Origin of the sequence: Sporofaciens sp. SGI.106 (genome assembly GCF_050314255.1) — a bacterium.
Taxonomy (GTDB): domain Bacteria; phylum Bacillota; class Clostridia; order Lachnospirales; family Lachnospiraceae; genus Claveliimonas.
In genome coordinates this window covers 1-15,601 of sequence record NZ_JBNPMZ010000001.1, presented here as the reverse complement: position 1 = coordinate 15,601, position 15,601 = coordinate 1, and the positions used below count along the sequence as shown (strand labels likewise).

General features: G+C 41.9%; 19 protein-coding genes. 2 read left to right on the top strand and 17 right to left on the bottom strand.

Going from position 1 to position 15,601, the window contains the following annotated elements:
• Positions 1 to 43 precede the first annotated feature (43 nt).
• The 4 genes from ACQRCC_RS00095 to ACQRCC_RS00080 are packed head-to-tail and all read right to left on the bottom strand — an operon-like array spanning position 44 to position 2,053.
• Positions 44 to 418: a DUF2085 domain-containing protein gene (locus ACQRCC_RS00095; protein ID WP_427848776.1), complete on the bottom strand. Its 375-nt coding sequence runs from the start codon at positions 416 to 418 to the stop codon at positions 44 to 46.
• On the bottom strand, positions 384 to 860 hold the full coding sequence (locus ACQRCC_RS00090; RefSeq protein WP_427848775.1) for a hypothetical protein: 477 nt from the start codon (positions 858 to 860) through the stop codon (positions 384 to 386). The genes ACQRCC_RS00095 and ACQRCC_RS00090 overlap by 35 nt, the downstream gene beginning before the upstream one ends.
• A gap of 39 nt (positions 861 to 899) precedes the next feature.
• The gene (locus ACQRCC_RS00085) at positions 900 to 1,019 is read right to left on the bottom strand and encodes a zinc-ribbon domain-containing protein (RefSeq protein ID WP_427848774.1); all 120 of its coding nucleotides are present in this window, start codon (positions 1,017 to 1,019) and stop codon (positions 900 to 902) included.
• 44 nt (positions 1,020 to 1,063) lie between these two features.
• Positions 1,064 to 2,053: a zinc-ribbon domain-containing protein gene (locus ACQRCC_RS00080; protein ID WP_427848773.1), complete on the bottom strand. Its 990-nt coding sequence runs from the start codon at positions 2,051 to 2,053 to the stop codon at positions 1,064 to 1,066.
• Positions 2,054 to 2,463: 410 nt separating this feature from the next.
• Here ACQRCC_RS00080 and ACQRCC_RS00075 point away from each other — a divergent pair, with 410 nt between their 5' ends.
• Entirely contained in the window at positions 2,464 to 2,709 is a 246-nt protein-coding gene (locus tag ACQRCC_RS00075; RefSeq protein WP_427849080.1) for a helix-turn-helix transcriptional regulator, read from the top strand.
• A 138-nt stretch (positions 2,710 to 2,847) separates the two neighbouring features.
• Here the strand turns inward: ACQRCC_RS00075 and ACQRCC_RS00070 are convergent, their stop codons facing one another.
• From ACQRCC_RS00070 to ACQRCC_RS00025, 10 genes are all read right to left on the bottom strand, one after another.
• A complete protein-coding gene (locus tag ACQRCC_RS00070) occupies positions 2,848 to 3,021 on the bottom strand; it encodes a DUF6472 family protein (RefSeq protein WP_427848772.1) in 174 nt (57 codons plus the stop codon).
• Positions 3,022 to 3,079: 58 nt separating this feature from the next.
• On the bottom strand, positions 3,080 to 4,618 hold the full coding sequence (gpmI, locus tag ACQRCC_RS00065) for a 2,3-bisphosphoglycerate-independent phosphoglycerate mutase (RefSeq protein ID WP_427848771.1): 1,539 nt from the start codon (positions 4,616 to 4,618) through the stop codon (positions 3,080 to 3,082).
• 68 nt (positions 4,619 to 4,686) lie between these two features.
• The gene (tpiA, locus tag ACQRCC_RS00060; RefSeq protein WP_427848770.1) at positions 4,687 to 5,436 is read right to left on the bottom strand and encodes a triose-phosphate isomerase; all 750 of its coding nucleotides are present in this window, start codon (positions 5,434 to 5,436) and stop codon (positions 4,687 to 4,689) included.
• Positions 5,437 to 5,557: 121 nt separating this feature from the next.
• Complete coding sequence (locus ACQRCC_RS00055; RefSeq protein ID WP_427848769.1) at positions 5,558 to 6,751, bottom strand: phosphoglycerate kinase; 1,194 nt, start codon at positions 6,749 to 6,751, stop codon at positions 5,558 to 5,560.
• Between the two features lie 97 nt (positions 6,752 to 6,848).
• Entirely contained in the window at positions 6,849 to 7,862 is a 1,014-nt protein-coding gene (gene gap, locus ACQRCC_RS00050) for a type I glyceraldehyde-3-phosphate dehydrogenase (protein WP_427848768.1), read from the bottom strand.
• 163 nt (positions 7,863 to 8,025) lie between these two features.
• Positions 8,026 to 8,829 (bottom strand): histidinol-phosphatase HisJ family protein, encoded by an 804-nt coding sequence (locus ACQRCC_RS00045; protein ID WP_427848767.1) that lies wholly within the window; start codon positions 8,827 to 8,829, stop codon positions 8,026 to 8,028.
• Positions 8,826 to 9,917: a tRNA 2-thiouridine(34) synthase MnmA gene (gene mnmA, locus ACQRCC_RS00040; protein ID WP_427848766.1), complete on the bottom strand. Its 1,092-nt coding sequence runs from the start codon at positions 9,915 to 9,917 to the stop codon at positions 8,826 to 8,828. Before mnmA ends, ACQRCC_RS00045 begins: the two co-directional genes overlap by 4 nt.
• 18 nt (positions 9,918 to 9,935) lie before the next feature.
• Positions 9,936 to 10,379: a Fe-S cluster assembly scaffold protein NifU gene (gene nifU, locus ACQRCC_RS00035; protein ID WP_427848765.1), complete on the bottom strand. Its 444-nt coding sequence runs from the start codon at positions 10,377 to 10,379 to the stop codon at positions 9,936 to 9,938.
• Between the two features lie 89 nt (positions 10,380 to 10,468).
• On the bottom strand, positions 10,469 to 11,650 hold the full coding sequence (gene nifS, locus ACQRCC_RS00030) for a cysteine desulfurase NifS (RefSeq protein WP_427848764.1): 1,182 nt from the start codon (positions 11,648 to 11,650) through the stop codon (positions 10,469 to 10,471).
• Positions 11,651 to 11,680: 30 nt separating this feature from the next.
• Positions 11,681 to 12,112: an RrF2 family transcriptional regulator gene (locus ACQRCC_RS00025; RefSeq protein ID WP_427848763.1), complete on the bottom strand. Its 432-nt coding sequence runs from the start codon at positions 12,110 to 12,112 to the stop codon at positions 11,681 to 11,683.
• Positions 12,113 to 12,266: 154 nt separating this feature from the next.
• Here ACQRCC_RS00025 and ACQRCC_RS00020 point away from each other — a divergent pair, with 154 nt between their 5' ends.
• Positions 12,267 to 13,583: a polysaccharide biosynthesis protein gene (locus tag ACQRCC_RS00020; protein ID WP_427848762.1), complete on the top strand. Its 1,317-nt coding sequence runs from the start codon at positions 12,267 to 12,269 to the stop codon at positions 13,581 to 13,583.
• A 54-nt stretch (positions 13,584 to 13,637) separates the two neighbouring features.
• Here the strand turns inward: ACQRCC_RS00020 and ACQRCC_RS00015 are convergent, their stop codons facing one another.
• Genes ACQRCC_RS00015 through ACQRCC_RS00005 form a run of 3 tightly spaced genes read right to left on the bottom strand, consistent with a single transcriptional unit; the run spans position 13,638 to position 15,572 of the window.
• Entirely contained in the window at positions 13,638 to 14,381 is a 744-nt protein-coding gene (locus tag ACQRCC_RS00015) for a tyrosine-type recombinase/integrase (RefSeq protein WP_427848761.1), read from the bottom strand.
• Positions 14,382 to 14,432: 51 nt separating this feature from the next.
• Complete coding sequence (locus ACQRCC_RS00010; RefSeq protein WP_427848760.1) at positions 14,433 to 14,972, bottom strand: stage II sporulation protein M; 540 nt, start codon at positions 14,970 to 14,972, stop codon at positions 14,433 to 14,435.
• A gap of 57 nt (positions 14,973 to 15,029) precedes the next feature.
• A complete protein-coding gene (locus ACQRCC_RS00005; protein ID WP_427849079.1) occupies positions 15,030 to 15,572 on the bottom strand; it encodes an NUDIX hydrolase in 543 nt (180 codons plus the stop codon).
• Positions 15,573 to 15,601: the final 29 nt, after the last annotated feature.

Genomic DNA, 15,601 nt, shown 5'->3' with positions numbered 1-15,601 from the left:
CATAATCAATAAGTCATCCGGCTTTTTTCAAAGATAATCTCATTTATTTTATAAAAATAGAAAACACCTTACATATCAACTGCATATAGCCAATCCCACAAGCAAGTCCACTGAAGAATCTTCTTGTATTTGTAGAAGCAAACACTCCTATAAACTGAATATACCAATCAAAAAACATCAGAAAACACAAACATATGCATATTTTAATTGATATTGAAATCCTAAAAAAAAGCAATACCCCTATTAAATATCCTACAGCAAGTCCGGTACATCTGGCACAAACCGGAAACTGATATCCTTTCCAGAAAAAACTTCTTTCCGGCATTTGATGACAGCCTGTTGTACTACCAATTTTCATAAGAAATTGATGCACGATAAAGACTTTATTTTCGGCCGGTACATTTCTGTTCCAACGCATAATAAGCCTCCCAATCCACTCCTATTTGCTTTTTTAATAAAAAATATAATCCAACAAAGCAAACAGCTGCAATTGATAATAAGCCCATCATGAATCCTGTACCTGTAATAATCCAAAACAGTAATCCAACAAGTAAACTAATAATAGCTGCACCAATTTGCATTTTACATGTCTCTTCCTTTTTATTAATTTCCTCTTTCCAATCATCCAAATTACGGAATTTTGTTCCACAATCTGAACATACCCAATATGTCTTACTGGTCGAGTCCACCGATGTCTTCTGAGACTGTCCGCAAGATCCGCATAATAGACCAAATGGTCCAAAAATCAGCCATCCGAGACATCCTTTTCCTGCAGAATAGCCCCCTCCAGATGTTTTTACCTGCGTAGAATTTTCACTTACAGCCTGTAAACTATTCCCACCACATTGAGGACATTTCAAACATTTTACTCCGCCAGACATTTCATTTTCGACTATTATCTACTTTGCTTCTTTTTTTGTTTGACTCACAGACGGCTCCATTTTCTTCTGTGGTGCACCGCACGAACCACAAAAAGCCGCATTGTCTGGAATTTTAGCACCGCATTTACTACAAAACATATTATTTTCTCCTTCTTCTGTAGATTTTATGGATAATTTTTCTCCTAACGAATCAATCGTTCCCCACAGGAAGTACAAAACAAAGCATCTTCTTCCACTTCTTCACCGCATTTTTTACATCTTAAAATAATTTTCGCTGGTTCTGTTTTCTCCACCGACCCATATGTTTTTTCTATATCTTTAGTCATTTTTGTTCCACAAACAGTACAAAAAACAGAGCTTAGCGGCTGTTCTGCGCCACATTCAGGACAAATCTGCATCTTTTCTTCTTCTGGCTCCTGCTTTTGCTCGACCACGAATTCTTCCTGGCTTAATAATGACTCATTTTCTGCTTCCACAACATTTGGTTCAATTACTGTCGTTTCTTTCTCTTCCGGCACAGTTATTTCTTTTTGCTCTCCATCAGATTCTGCTATATAATTTAGGTCTTCTGTCTCTTCGTCTTTTGTCTCTAAAGACATTTCCAATCTTGTACCACACACAGTACAAAAAGCAGCCTCCGGTGATAATTTTGAGCCACAATTAGAACAAATCTGTTCTTTCAATTTATCTTCCGAAATATCTGAGGACATATCTTTATTTTGCGGCTTTTCGATTGACATGCCACAGTGAATACAGAAATTCGCATCTTTGCTCACTGTTTTTCCACAATGAGTACATTTAATTCCATCAATCTCTTCCTGATTATGCACCGGCGCGCCACACGAAGAACAAAACATCATCCCCTCTGTTATTTCTGCACCACACGCGCATCGCTTTACAGATTTCATAGCATCAATCTGTCTTTTGTAATCTTCAATTTTCCGCTCCGACTCATTCACAATCATCATTAAATCTGCAAAAGAATCTTCATAATTTAATTTATGTAAAGACGCATATTTTTTCCCTATTTCATAATATGCATTTTTTATTTTTTTCTCTTCCTCGCCAATCATAACGTTCATTTTTGTAGACTCAGAAAAATCTTTTGTCATTTGGACTGTTTTCTGCCCTGCATTCGTAACCTTTTTCCCCAGTTCATCAATAAATCCCATTTTTTCACTCCTATTCTTTTACGTCCATATTTTCTTTTTCTCGGACTAATCATAAAATTTATATAAAATTAATAATAATTTTATATAAATTTATCACTTTTGTCAATGTATCAGAAATAACTGGGGACGTAGAAAAATGCATTTTCCTACGTCCCCAGTTATTTTTTTAACAAGCCGTACTTTTTCGATGTCTTTTTTCTTTTATTAATTTTACTCAGAAAACCAAACTGATGCCACCTCTCCACCTCTCTCGTTAATTAATAAATCCTATTCTTCACTAAAGCAACGGATAAAACTACTATATTTTGCATCCGAATCACCATACATCATTTCCTCTGTTATTTCTAATCCTTCATTTTGCTAATCGTCTAACTTCGTTAAGAACTCAAAAAGGCGTTTCTGCCAGAGAAATGAGTCTCGCACTCGGGCAGAATCCCAGCTATATAAACCGCATAGAAAACAAATTGACTTTTCCTTCAATGCAAACCTTTTTCTATATATGTGATTATTTAAATGTTACTCCCCAGGATTTTTTCAATTTGCAAAGCAGTGACCCTTGCAAATCACATAATATAATGAATGATATTAACAAATTAACCCAAACACAATTAGATGCTATTGAAACTGTAATACAAGAATTTTTGCGAAAGAAATAATTTTTTCTTCAAACAAACATAAAACGACACTCTGTATTATAAGCAAATAATATTACTGGTTGCTTAAATTACAGAGTGTCTTTACCTTCGTATCATAAATATTTTTTTAACGCTATTTTTCCATACCTGCTCAAAAAATCACATCTGATGACGCACTATTTTATAATCATCGTTTGACTGGTAATATGGACAGTTCTTATAGTTGCTACTTACAAATCGATAATACTCATCCTCGTCAAGATTCACGTTACAGTAATAGCTCTCGTCTTCGTCATCATATACATAATTGGAACAATATTCACATGCTGCCATAGTCTCCTCCAAGCAATTGGGGACGTAGGAAAATGCATTTTCCTACGTCCCCAGTTAATTATTTAACAATCAAACTCTTGCCTGTCATTTCTTTCGGCTGTTCCATACCCATCAATTCAATCAGCGTCGGAGCGATATCTGCCAGACATCCTCCCTCGCGAAGTTTATAAGACGGGTCTGCGTTAACCAGTATGAACGGTACCGGATTGGTTGTATGCGCAGTAAACGGTTCACCATTAGACTCGTCGATCAACTGCTCTGCATTGCCGTGGTCTGCGCAGATAAACATCTGACCATTTACTTCTTTGATTGCATCTACTGTCTTTCCGACACACTCGTCCACTGCTTCAATGGCTTTGATTGCAGCCGCCTCTACACCGGTATGTCCTACCATGTCCGGATTTGCGAAGTTGATGATGATCACATCATACTCACCGGATTTGATTGCCCCTACCAGTTTATCACATACTTCATATGCGCTCATCTCCGGCTTCAGGTCATAGGTTGCAACCTTCGGAGATTTTACAAGGATTCTGTCCTCTCCCTCGTTTGGTTCTTCTACACCGCCGTTGAAGAAGAAGGTTACATGTGCATACTTCTCTGTCTCGGCGATACGTGCCTGCTTCAGACCATTTGCTGCCAGGAATTCTCCGAATGTATTGGTGATTTCTTCTTTTACGAATGCCACCTGCTTATTCGGGATGGTTACGTCATATTCTGTAAAGCATACGTATGTTGTCTTTACTCTTTCTCCTCTTTCGAATCCTGTAAATTCATCATCGCAGAAAGTTCTGGTAATCTCTCTTGCACGGTCAGGGCGGAAGTTAAAGAAGATGATGGAATCATTATCTTTGATTGTTGCAACCGGTGCTCCGTCCTTCATTACAACGGTAGGAAGTACGAACTCATCTGTGGTATCCTTATCATAGGATGCCTGAATTCCTTCCGGTCCGCTGGCTGCCTGTTCTCCCTCGCCAAATACCATTGCTCTGTATGCCTTTTCCACACGATCCCAGCGATTATCACGGTCCATCGCATAGTAGCGTCCCATTACGGAAGCCACTTCTCCAACGCCGATTTCCTGCATTTTAGCTACCAGTTCTTCTACATATTCTTTTCCGGATGCCGGTGGTGTATCACGTCCGTCCAGGAAACAGTGTACATAGACTTTCTTAAGTCCCTGTCTCTTAGCCAACTCTAAAAGACCATAAATGTGTGTGTTGTGACTGTGTACACCGCCGTCAGATACAAGACCAAACATATGAAGTGCACTGTCATTCTTCTTTGCATTTTCACAGGCTGCAAGGAGTGCTTTATTTTCGAAGAAATCTCCATCCTGAATTGCTTTTGTAATCTTGGTCAGATCCTGATATACGATGCGTCCTGCGCCCATATTCAGATGTCCTACCTCTGAGTTACCCATCTGTCCATCCGGAAGACCTACTGCCATTCCGCTGGCATTTCCTTTTACAAACGGATACTCAGCCATGAGTTTATCCATTACCGGAGTCTTGCCTTCTGCAACAGCATTTCCTTCAGTCTTAGCATTCAGTCCATAACCATCCAAAATCATCAGTACTGTTGGTTTTTTACTCATTTTCTTTCTCCTTTAAAATAAGGAACCGCAGGAAGCCCTTAATCCGCCTCCTGCGGCTTCACCTTTACTTATTTATAATTTACGATCTTACCGAAATCAGCCTTCAGGGAAGCTCCACCAACAAGACCTCCGTCGATGTCTGCCTGAGCAAATAACTCAGCCGCATTTCCTGCATTTACAGATCCGCCGTACTGGATACGGATTGCTTCTGCTGTAGCTTCGTCATAAACTTCAGCTACACATGCACGGATACCTGCACAAACTTCTTCAGCCTGCTCAGTTGTTGCAGTCTTACCTGTTCCGATTGCCCAGATTGGCTCATAAGCGATTACCATTTCCTTAGCCTGGTCAGCTGTTACATTCTGCATGCCAACCTTAACCTGCTGACGGATGAAGTCCATAGTAACACCCTGCTCTCTCTGCTCAAGAGTCTCACCACAGCACATGATTGGTGTAATACCATGCTCGAATGCTTTCAGGACTTTCTTATTTACTGTCTCGTTTGTCTCAGCGAAGTATTCTCTTCTCTCAGAATGTCCGAGAACAACATATTTTACGCCTGCATCTGTAAGCATAGCCGGAGAAATCTCACCTGTGTAAGCACCTTTCTCCTCAAAGTACATATTCTCAGCACCAACCTGAATATTTGTACCCTTACAAGCCTCAACAACCGGGATAATATCGATTGCCGGAACACAGAATACAACATCAACGTCTTCGCTCACTACAAGCGGCTTTAACTCTTCAACCAGAGCAACTGCCTGACTTGGAGTCATGTTCATTTTCCAGTTGCCTGCTACAATTTTTCTTCTTGCCATTATTTTATCCTCCAAATAATTGTTAAGCTGATGATGTTCTTCGGGACTAAGCTCGAAAAGACCTCGCCAAGTTCCGAAGAACTAAGTTCGCACTAAACTCGTGAAATACCTCGTTAAGTGCTTACTTATCGTTTGCTGCTGCAACACCCGGAAGTTCCTTTCCTTCCAGGAACTCAAGTGATGCACCGCCACCTGTAGAGATATGTGTCATCTTATCACCGAATCCAAGCTGGTTAACTGCTGCTGCAGAGTCACCGCCACCGATGATTGTCACTGCATCTGTCTCAGCCAGTGCTTTTGCAACTGCTTCTGTTCCGTGAGCGAACTTAGGCATTTCGAAACATCCCATTGGTCCGTTCCATACAACGGTCTTAGCATCTTTTACTGCTTCACAGAAAATCTTCTCTGTATCAGGTCCAATATCAAGACCTTCCCAGTCTGCCGGAATTTCTCCTGCAAGTACTACTTTGGAGTTTGCATCATTAGAGAAATCATCTGCAACTACTGTATCAACAGGAAGGAGTAATTTCACACCTTTTTCTTTTGCCTTTGCAAGCATATTCAGTGCGTATTCACAGTAATCCTCTTCCAGAAGAGATTTACCAACGCTTCCGCCCTGAGCTTTGCTGAATGTATAAGACATACCACCACCGATGATCAGAGTGTCTACTTTGTCAAGCAGGTTCTCAATTACGGAAATCTTGCTGGATACTTTTGCTCCACCAAGGATTGCTACGAACGGTCTTTCCGGATTATTTACTGCATTTCCGAGGAAATCGATTTCTTTCTGCATCAGGTATCCAACTACAGCTGTGTCTACAAACTGTGTAACACCTACGTTAGAGCAGTGTGCTCTGTGAGCTGTACCGAATGCATCATTTACAAAAACATCACAAAGAGAAGCAAGATCTTTGGAGAAGGCCTCTCCGTTCTTTGTCTCTTCTGCTCTGTAACGTGTATTTTCAAGAAGGATAACTTCTCCGTCTTTCATAGCTTCTACAGCAGCTTTTGCGTTTGGTCCTACTACTTCCGGATCAGCTGCGAATTTTACTTCCTGTCCAAGGAGTTCAGATAAACGTACTGCTACCGGTGCAAGAGATAAGGACGGAACTGCCTCTCCCTTCGGTTTTCCGAGATGAGAACAGAGAATAATCTTTCCACCATCTGCAATCAGTTTTTTAATAGTAGGAAGAGCTGCAACAAGGCGGTTCTCGTCTGTAATTTTTCCGTCAATAAGCGGAACATTAAAGTCACATCTTACCAGAACTTTTTTGCCTTTTACATTGATATCATCTACTGATTTTTTATTAAGCATATGTGTGCCTCCTTTATAACATAAATAGTTAGAACAAAAAAGGAGTCCGGTCCAAAGAGACCGGACCCCTTGTGAGTCATTAGGACAATCCCTGAAATTAAGCTAATTCAGAGAAGTATTTGATTGTTCTTACCATCTGGCTTGTGTAAGAATTCTCATTATCATACCAGGAAACAACCTGAACCTCTGTTGTTCCATTATCCAGTGGGCATACCATTGTCTGAGTAGCATCGAATAATGAACCATATCTCATACCAACGATATCACTGGATACGATCTCATCTGTGTTATATCCGAAGGACTCGTTAGAAGCTGCCTTCATAGCTGCGTTGATCTCATCAACTGTTACAGTTCCTTCAACAACTGCTGTTAAGATTGTTGTAGATCCTGTCGGGGTTGGAACACGCTGAGCAGCTCCGATTAACTTACCATTTAACTCTGGAATAACCAGACCAATAGCTTTTGCAGCACCTGTGCTGTTTGGTACGATATTAACTGCTGCTGCACGGGATCTTCTTAAATCACCTTTTCTCTGTGGTCCGTCAAGTGTCATCTGGTCACCTGTGTAAGCGTGGATTGTGCACATGATACCGGATTTGATTGGTGCAAGGTCATTCAATGCTTTAGCCATTGGTGCCAGGCAGTTTGTTGTACATGATGCAGCGGAAATTACTGTATCTTCTGCTTTAAGTGTGTCATGGTTTACGTTGTAAACGATTGTCGGAAGGTCATTTCCAGCTGGTGCAGAAATAACAACTTTTCTTGCTCCTGCTTTTACGTGAGCAGATGCTTTCTCTTTGGATGTATAGAATCCTGTACACTCCAGAACAACGTCAACACCGATCTCTCCCCATGGAAGTTCCTCAGCATTAGCTTTTGCATAAATTTTGATTTCTTTTCCATCAACAATAATAGAATCCTCAGTAGCTTCTACTTTGTCAGCCAGCGCATATTTACCCTGTGAAGAGTCATATTTTAATAAGTGAGCCAGCATCTTTGGAGATGTTAAGTCGTTGATTGCAACTACCTCATATCCCTCTGCTCCGAACATCTGTCTGAATGCAAGACGTCCAATACGTCCGAATCCATTAATCGCTACTTTTACTGCCATGATTAATTCCTCCTAATGTTTTGTTTATTAACTGTTACACAGCCGTTTATTTTTGAAATTCCCTAACATCGTTAAAGAATCATCAACCGTTTATAATTGTACTAAATATTGTACAAAAATTCAAGTGCCTTTTGCATTTTTATGGAATAAAGCCCCTGTTTTTTTATACAAGTTTCCTAAAAACAGGCTTTCTGTCCTTATATTCCGCATAATATTCAAACCCGCAGCTCTTCAGGATAGCGTCTGCTTTTCCAAAATCATAGGCGATATGATCCGGTCTGTGCCCGTCTGCTCCCACCGTAATGATCTCTCCTCCAAGCTCCCTGTAGCGTTTCAGAATATCCGGATGCGGATGTGCGAACGGAAGACCATATTTCAAACCGGCCATATTCAGTTCCAGACCTTTTCCCTGCTCAATGATTTCTTTCAGAATGGCATCTATCTCATCTGCATATTTCTGATAAGAATATGCGGAAATGCCTTCATTTCCATACCGTGTAACATAATCCACATGACCCAGCACGTCAAAATCTCTTATCACCCGGATATCCTCAAGCATTTCCCGGAAGGTCATACGGTATACCTCATCATCGCTCCGCCCTTCAAACAGCTGTCCGAAAGCCGGATCAGAGCCATTCACCGCATGGACGGACCCTATCACAAAATCAAAAGGATATTTCTGGGTAAATTCCGTATAATATTCTCCCAGATGAGGCTGCATTCCAAGTTCCACTCCAATACGGATATCAATCAGATCTTTGTATTTCTCCTGCAGTGGTCTGAGCGTTGAGAAATAGATGTCTGCATCGAAGATGCTTTCCTCGCCCCAATCCATATAATCTTTATCATAATGATCCGTAAAACAGATCATCTCCAGCCCTTTATCGATCGCAGCCCGGATCATCTGTTCCGGACGCGTATCAGAATCATGGGAAAACACGGTATGCATATGCACATCTGCTCTCATAGCTTCTTTCCTCCTGTTATCGTACCGCCGCCAAGCACATACTCCCCATCATACAGCACCAGTGCCTGACCGGGTGTAACCGCGCGCTGAGGCTCCTCGAAAATTGCCGTCACCTCATCCGTGCCAGTCCTTTCAACAGTGCACCAGGCACCTTTGTGATTATAGCGGATTTTTGCCCAGACACGCTTTGGCTCCTTCAAATCTTCCACCGACATAAAATTCAAATGGTTGGCTTTTACAATTTGTGTCATGGATTCTTCACCCGTACCTACGACCACTTCGTTGGTCTCCGGACGAATCTCCAGCACGAACACCGGATGTCCCTGAGACAGCCCCAGTCCTTTGCGCTGTCCCACCGTGTAGTGAATAATTCCTTTATGGGTTCCCACTACCGTTCCATCACTGGTCACAAAATTGCCTTTTGGAAATGTCTTTCCCTTATTCTTTTCAATAAAGGAAGCATAATCTCCATCCGGTACAAAGCAGATATCCTGGCTGTCCGGTTTATTTGCCACCTGCAGTCCAATCTCTTCCGCAATTTTACGGATCTCTTCTTTTTCATATGCCCCCACCGGCATCAGCGTGTGCGAAAGCTGTTCCTGAGTCAGGTTATACAAAGCATAGGTCTGATCCTTCCTTGCCGTTTCCGAAACACGAAGCGCATATCTTCCATTGGCAAGCTTCTCCACCCTCGCATAGTGACCGGTGGCAATGTAATCCGCACCGATATCCAGACTCCGCTTTAACAGAGATTCCCATTTTACAAACCGGTTACAGGCAATGCATGGATTTGGTGTCCTTCCATTTTCATACTCATCAGTAAAATAATCTATCACATATTTCTGAAATTCTGACCGGAAATTCATTACGTAATATGGAATACCAATCTGAGATGCCACCCTTCTTGCATCATCCACAGCGCTTAAGCCGCAACAGCCTCCATTTTCTTCCTGTACGACAGATTCCTCTTCCTGCCATATCTGCATAGTCACTCCGATGACATCATAGCCCTGCTCCTTCAGAAGCCACGCAGCCACCGAAGAATCTACGCCACCGGACATTCCTACCACAACTTTTTTTCGCTCCATTCACATTTCCTCTATTTATTAATATTCCTCTTCTTCCTCTTCTTCACCTTCATGAATATCTGATTTGGGTTTTTCCAGTCCCTCAATCTCAATTCCGTTCTTTTGAGCATAATCCCAGAGAGCTGCATGAATGGCTTCTTCCGCAAGCAGTGAACAGTGAACCTTTACCGGCGGCAGCCCATCCAGTGCTTCCATAACTGCCTTGTTCGTTACCGCCATGGCCTCTTTTACATTTTTTCCTTTCACCAGCTCAGTCGCCATACTGCTGGTAGCTACTGCTGCTCCGCAGCCAAATGTCTTAAATTTTACATCCTGAATAATCTGATTCTCATCAATATCCAGATAAATCCTCATAATATCGCCACATTTTGCATTTCCAACGGTACCCACACCGCTGGCATTTTCTATCTCTCCCATATTTCTCGGATGCTGAAAATGATCCATTACCTTCTCTGTATACATTATAATTTCCTCCATCTACTGTTATTCGTATCTCAAATTCTATGATGTTAGGGGTTAAAAGCCCCCAATTATGGTACCTAAGGATTGTTTTAAGCTTCTTTTTTCACAAAGTCCTCATACAACGGAGACATATCTCTTAATTTTCCCACAATTTCCTTCAGACTATCCACTACATAATCGATATCTTCCTTTGTGGTCTCCTCACTTAAAGTCAGTCGAAGAGATCCGTGAGCAATCTCATGAGGGAGACCGATTGCCAGAAGAACATGGGACGGATCCAGTGAGCCTGAAGTACATGCAGAACCGCTGGAACCGCAGATTCCCTTCATATCCAGCATGATCAGCAGGGATTCTCCTTCCACAAACCGAAAACTGAAGTTGGCATTATTCGGCAGTCTCTTCTCGGGATGTCCATTCAGCTTCGTATACGGAATTTCCTCCATTACCCGTTTAATCAGGTAGTTACGAAGTTCTGTTTCTTTTTCCGCACGTTCACTCATCGTACGTACCGCACGCTCTACAGCCGTTCCAAGTCCGATGATTCCCGGCACATTTTCTGTTCCGGCGCGACGCTTTCTCTCCTGCGCTCCTCCATGTACAAATGAGCGGATTTTCACACCTTTACGGATATAAAGAAAACCGATTCCCTTTGGACCATTCAGCTTATGTCCGCTTGCACTCAGCATATCAATATGATACTCATCCACGTTAATCGGAACCTGACCAAATGCCTGAACCGCATCTGTATGGAAAAGGATTCCATGTTCGGAAGCAATTTCTCCAATTTCCTTAATCGGCTGAATCGTTCCGATCTCATTATTTGCAAACATAACAGAAATCAGAATCGTCGTAGGGCGAATTGCCGCCTTCAGATCATCCAGCTTCACCACACCATTCTCATCCACGTCCAGATAAGTCACCTCAAATCCCCTGCGTTCCAGATACTCACAGGTGTGAAGGATCGCATGATGTTCAATTTTCGTTGTAATAATGTGATTTCCTTTCGCCTCGTATGCCTCTGCCGTTGCTTTCAGAGCCCAGTTATCCGACTCGGATCCTCCTGCAGTAAAATAAATCTCACTGGTATCAGCCCCAAGTGCATTGGCAATGATTTCTCTCTTTTCCGTAATCGCAGTTTTATTTGCAGCAGCAAATCCATAAACACTGGATGGGTTTCCAAAATGCTCAGTAAAATACGGAAGCATAGCCTCCACTACCTCCGGTGCTGTCTTTGTAGTTGCCGCATTATCCAGATAAATCAGTTTTTCCATGGTTTTTCCTCCTTGTATCACTTCAAAAATTTATTTTTCGCACAGACTTTTACTCTCGGACACTAATGTGTCGATCTTCATCTCATCCACCGTCTGATTAATACTTTCATTAATCTTTTTCCAGACATATTTCGTAACACAGCTTCCGGATGCTTCACATCCTTCTCCGTTCTCCTGAAACGCCGGACACTCCACCGGCTCAAGATTTCCCTCCAGAGCTCTTAAAACATCTCCTACAGATATGTCTTTGGCATCCTTTGCCAGAACATATCCTCCTCCGGCGCCGCGAATACTTTTTATTAAACCCGCTTTCTTCATCAATGCCATCAACTGCTCCAGATACCGTTCTGATATTCCCTGCCTGGCAGCGATACTCCCGATAGAAACCGGTTCAGCCTCACTATATTGCGCAAGATCAATCAATGCACGCAGTCCATATCTCCCTTTTGTAGAAAGTTTCATACCCTCACCTTCTTTCCTTGCAAGAACGCCTCTCCGGCGACGGAAAACCCTAGTGTTTTGCTAGGAATTTTCCTTTTGTAGAATATCACCTGAAAAAAGTTCTGTCAAGTCCCTTTCCCGAATATCTTATATGGACACCTCAAAGGGGGATATTATGGTCCAGAAAAATGCAATTGTCAAAGGTGCTTTTATACTGACGCTCACCGGATTTGCCACCCGTTTTATCGGCTTTTTCTATCGTATCTTTTTAAGCCGTGCCTTTGGAGAAGAAGGAGTTGGAATCTACCAGTTGATTTTCCCCGTTTTCGCTCTTGGTTTTTCCCTCACCTGTGCCGGAATTGAGACAGCCATCTCCCGGTGTGTGGCCGGAAAAATGTCTCTGGGAAAAGCCCGCCAGGCAAAAGAAATTCTATATACAGGAGTCAGCCTTTCCGTTTTTCTGTCAATTATATTTCTCCTGATATTACAGTGGAATGCCGAATTTATTGCCGCAGAGCTTCTCAAAGAACCCCGATGCGATACTCTGCTCCTTGTACTGTCTTATGCATTTCCTTTTGCCGCAGTCCATGGATGTATCTGCGGGTATTATATTGGCTTAAAGCAGACACGGATTCCTGCTCTCTCACAGATTATTGAACAGCTTGTACGCGTAGCTTCTGTGTGGACAATTTATGCCTCTTTAAAAAGATCAGCCGGAGCACCAGGCGTCATAGTTGCGGTAGCAGGATTCGCCGCCGGAGAAATTGCATCTTCCCTTTTCTGCGTCTGGTCAGTAAGCCGCCGGGAAACGAGAAAAATTCCGTTTCGTATTTCCTTTCCTGCATATTTTACCAATTTGTGCGAACTCCTACACATATGCGTCCCCCTTACCGGGAGCCGGGTACTTTTGAATCTGCTGCAGAGCGCGGAGGCTGTGTCCATTCCTTTAAGACTGCAGATGTTTGGTTTTTCTGTCAAAGACTCTCTGAGCATTTACGGAGTTCTGACCGGCATGGCACTTCCCTGCATCCTTTTTCCCTCTGCCATCACGAATGCAATTGCATCTATGCTTCTTCCTACGATTGCAGAGATTCAGGCACTGAACGATCAGAAAGAAATGAACTCTATCATTAAAAAGGTATTTGCATGCTGTTTCTTCCTGGGCACTGTCTGCTGTTTTTCTCTCATCCTTACAGGATCATTTATTGGAGATCTGCTTTTCCACAGCCAGATGGCAGGACAATTCATCATTACCCTGGCATGGATATGCCCTTTTTTATACACAAACAGCAATCTGATCAGCATAATAAATGGACTCGGTCACACTACTTACTCCTTTCTGTACAATACCATCAGCCTTCTTCTCAGGCTCTGCAGCGTATTTCTTGCCATCCCTGCATTTGGAATACGTGGATATCTGTGGGGACTTCTGGGAAGTCAGCTCGTCTTATTCACGCTTTGCATCCTCCATTTAAAAAAGATTGCACATTAGCGCACTAAAAAAGCTGTACCGAAATAAAATCAGTACAGCTTCTTTTTACTTTATTCAATTTTCAGAATGTCTCAGCATGCTTGGTGTGATGGTTCCTTCAATACCCGCTTTCGCAGCATATCCTTTCAATATCTTCCAAAATCCCTGACGGCTCATCTTTCTGCCACTGATGTTCGGGAACAATACATCCGATTCTCTCCCCTTCAGCAGCTTATCACGACCGTTTTTCAAATATGCACGCATCGCTTTCATAGCCTGCTTATCAATCAGATATGCGTTCTGATTGTTCTCAAAATGGCACTGCAGATAACCCATATCCATACTAATATCGGTAATCTTCAGACTTACCAGCTCCTCTACCATAATACCGGTCGAATACAGAAGCTCAATCATAGCCTTATCTCTCAGAAGTTTCGGAGACTTTCCGTTAGGGACCGCAAGTACCTTTGCAACATCTTCCTTGGCAGCACTCTTTGGCGCTCTTCTTTCAATCTTTGGACTGGTTAATCCCTCTGACACATCCTCATCAATACGTTTCTGTTTATACAGATACTGGAAAAATCCTTTAATAGATGCAACATTTCGTGAAATAGTCGTATTCGTAAGTCCCTGCTTCTCCATAAAAAGCATGTAAGAATTTAAATTTGTAGCAGTTGTCTTCTCAACATCTGTTACACCCTGTGCTCCCAGATATTTTACCAGCTTCATCAAATCACGACGATACGCCATCTCCGTATTCACAGAAATACCCTTTGTGGTTTTTAAATAATCAACATACTCTAATACTATTTTTTCCATATCCTTATCTCCCATCGTATAAATTGATTATACGTATATTCACCACAAAAATCAAATCCTTTTTAAAAACATTTTCAACAATGGCGGATTTACATAGCATTCTGATATAATTCCAATACCTATAAGCAAAAAAAGCGCCATTATTTTCTGGGAATTCCATTTTGTGGATGGATAATAGTACATAGTCCAAATCAGTATAAAGATTCCTGCAGCATAAAAAATCAATTGAGGAAATCCTGCAACCAGACATAGGAAAATCCCTTTCACCCCCAGCTTCATGACAGAAGCCGTCAAAAGAGTTCCACATAAAAAGCCTGTCCAGGCGACCGACATCAACGCCACCCCTTTTCTGATTTTCAGGTAACCTGCCGCAAAAAGTGCCGCCACCGGAAGACATCTCACACGAAAGAGATACCACAGATATTCCTGCACCTCCAGATCTGCCTGCACATAATTATACAGGAAATACTCATCAAAGATTCCCATTGCTGCAATATAATCTTTTGATATTACATTTGCATAGAGGACTCCCATGAGAAATCCTGCCATATAAAACACCACAAATATTCTTCCGTTATCACGCAGCTTCATATACTATCCTCCGGGTTTTGGATATTTCATTATATGCCGCGTGAATTCAGATATTCGTTACTTATTATTATAGCGCACCTCATATGCCATCAGAGCAGCAACCGTCTTGGAATCCTCTATCTCTCCGCTGAAAATTTTTTCTTTCAGTTCATCCATTGTATACGCCTTTACGTCAATATATTCATCTTCATCCAGATGCTGGCTGGTAGGGATCAGATTATGAGCTGCAAATATTTCAATTTTTTCATCACAAAATGCAACTGTTGTGCGAAGTGTGATCAGCCATTCCAGATTCTCGCTCTTGTATCCTGTTTCTTCCTCTAATTCCCTGGTAGCACATTCAATCCCCGGTTCTCCCGGTGCATCTAATTTACCAGCCGGTATCTCAAGAGTATATCTCTCCAAAGCATTCCTGTACTGGCGAACCATCAGGATTCTTCCATCATCCAATACCGGCACCACTGCCGCAGCACCGTCATGATGAATAAAATCCCATTTAGCAGTATTGCCATTCTCAAATTCCATGTAATCACAATACATATTAATAATTGTACCCTTGTGAACCAGTTCTCTCTTTACTCTTCTTACTTCCTCACCCATTTTTTCAGCTCCTTCTTTAAATAAATTTT

What these genes read in the sequence shown, in the direction of transcription:
- ACQRCC_RS00095 (WP_427848776.1), bottom strand. Translation starts at nt 418, where the DNA reads ATGCGTTGGAACAGAAATGTACCGGCCGAAAATAAAGTCTTTATCGTG.
- ACQRCC_RS00085 (WP_427848774.1), bottom strand. Translation starts at nt 1,019, where the DNA reads ATGTTTTGTAGTAAATGCGGTGCTAAAATTCCAGACAATGCGGCTTTT.
- ACQRCC_RS00080 (WP_427848773.1), bottom strand. Translation starts at nt 2,053, where the DNA reads ATGGGATTTATTGATGAACTGGGGAAAAAGGTTACGAATGCAGGGCAG.
- ACQRCC_RS00075 (WP_427849080.1), top strand. Translation starts at nt 2,464, where the DNA reads ATGAGTCTCGCACTCGGGCAGAATCCCAGCTATATAAACCGCATAGAA.
- ACQRCC_RS00070 (WP_427848772.1), bottom strand. Translation starts at nt 3,021, where the DNA reads ATGGCAGCATGTGAATATTGTTCCAATTATGTATATGATGACGAAGAC.
- gpmI (WP_427848771.1), bottom strand. Translation starts at nt 4,618, where the DNA reads ATGAGTAAAAAACCAACAGTACTGATGATTTTGGATGGTTATGGACTG.
- tpiA (WP_427848770.1), bottom strand. Translation starts at nt 5,436, where the DNA reads ATGGCAAGAAGAAAAATTGTAGCAGGCAACTGGAAAATGAACATGACT.
- ACQRCC_RS00055 (WP_427848769.1), bottom strand. Translation starts at nt 6,751, where the DNA reads ATGCTTAATAAAAAATCAGTAGATGATATCAATGTAAAAGGCAAAAAA.
- gap (WP_427848768.1), bottom strand. Translation starts at nt 7,862, where the DNA reads ATGGCAGTAAAAGTAGCGATTAATGGATTCGGACGTATTGGACGTCTT.
- ACQRCC_RS00045 (WP_427848767.1), bottom strand. Translation starts at nt 8,829, where the DNA reads ATGAGAGCAGATGTGCATATGCATACCGTGTTTTCCCATGATTCTGAT.
- mnmA (WP_427848766.1), bottom strand. Translation starts at nt 9,917, where the DNA reads ATGGAGCGAAAAAAAGTTGTGGTAGGAATGTCCGGTGGCGTAGATTCT.
- nifU (WP_427848765.1), bottom strand. Translation starts at nt 10,379, where the DNA reads ATGTATACAGAGAAGGTAATGGATCATTTTCAGCATCCGAGAAATATG.
- nifS (WP_427848764.1), bottom strand. Translation starts at nt 11,650, where the DNA reads ATGGAAAAACTGATTTATCTGGATAATGCGGCAACTACAAAGACAGCA.
- ACQRCC_RS00025 (WP_427848763.1), bottom strand. Translation starts at nt 12,112, where the DNA reads ATGAAACTTTCTACAAAAGGGAGATATGGACTGCGTGCATTGATTGAT.
- ACQRCC_RS00020 (WP_427848762.1), top strand. Translation starts at nt 12,267, where the DNA reads ATGGTCCAGAAAAATGCAATTGTCAAAGGTGCTTTTATACTGACGCTC.
- ACQRCC_RS00015 (WP_427848761.1), bottom strand. Translation starts at nt 14,381, where the DNA reads ATGGAAAAAATAGTATTAGAGTATGTTGATTATTTAAAAACCACAAAG.
- ACQRCC_RS00010 (WP_427848760.1), bottom strand. Translation starts at nt 14,972, where the DNA reads ATGAAGCTGCGTGATAACGGAAGAATATTTGTGGTGTTTTATATGGCA.
- ACQRCC_RS00005 (WP_427849079.1), bottom strand. Translation starts at nt 15,572, where the DNA reads ATGGGTGAGGAAGTAAGAAGAGTAAAGAGAGAACTGGTTCACAAGGGT.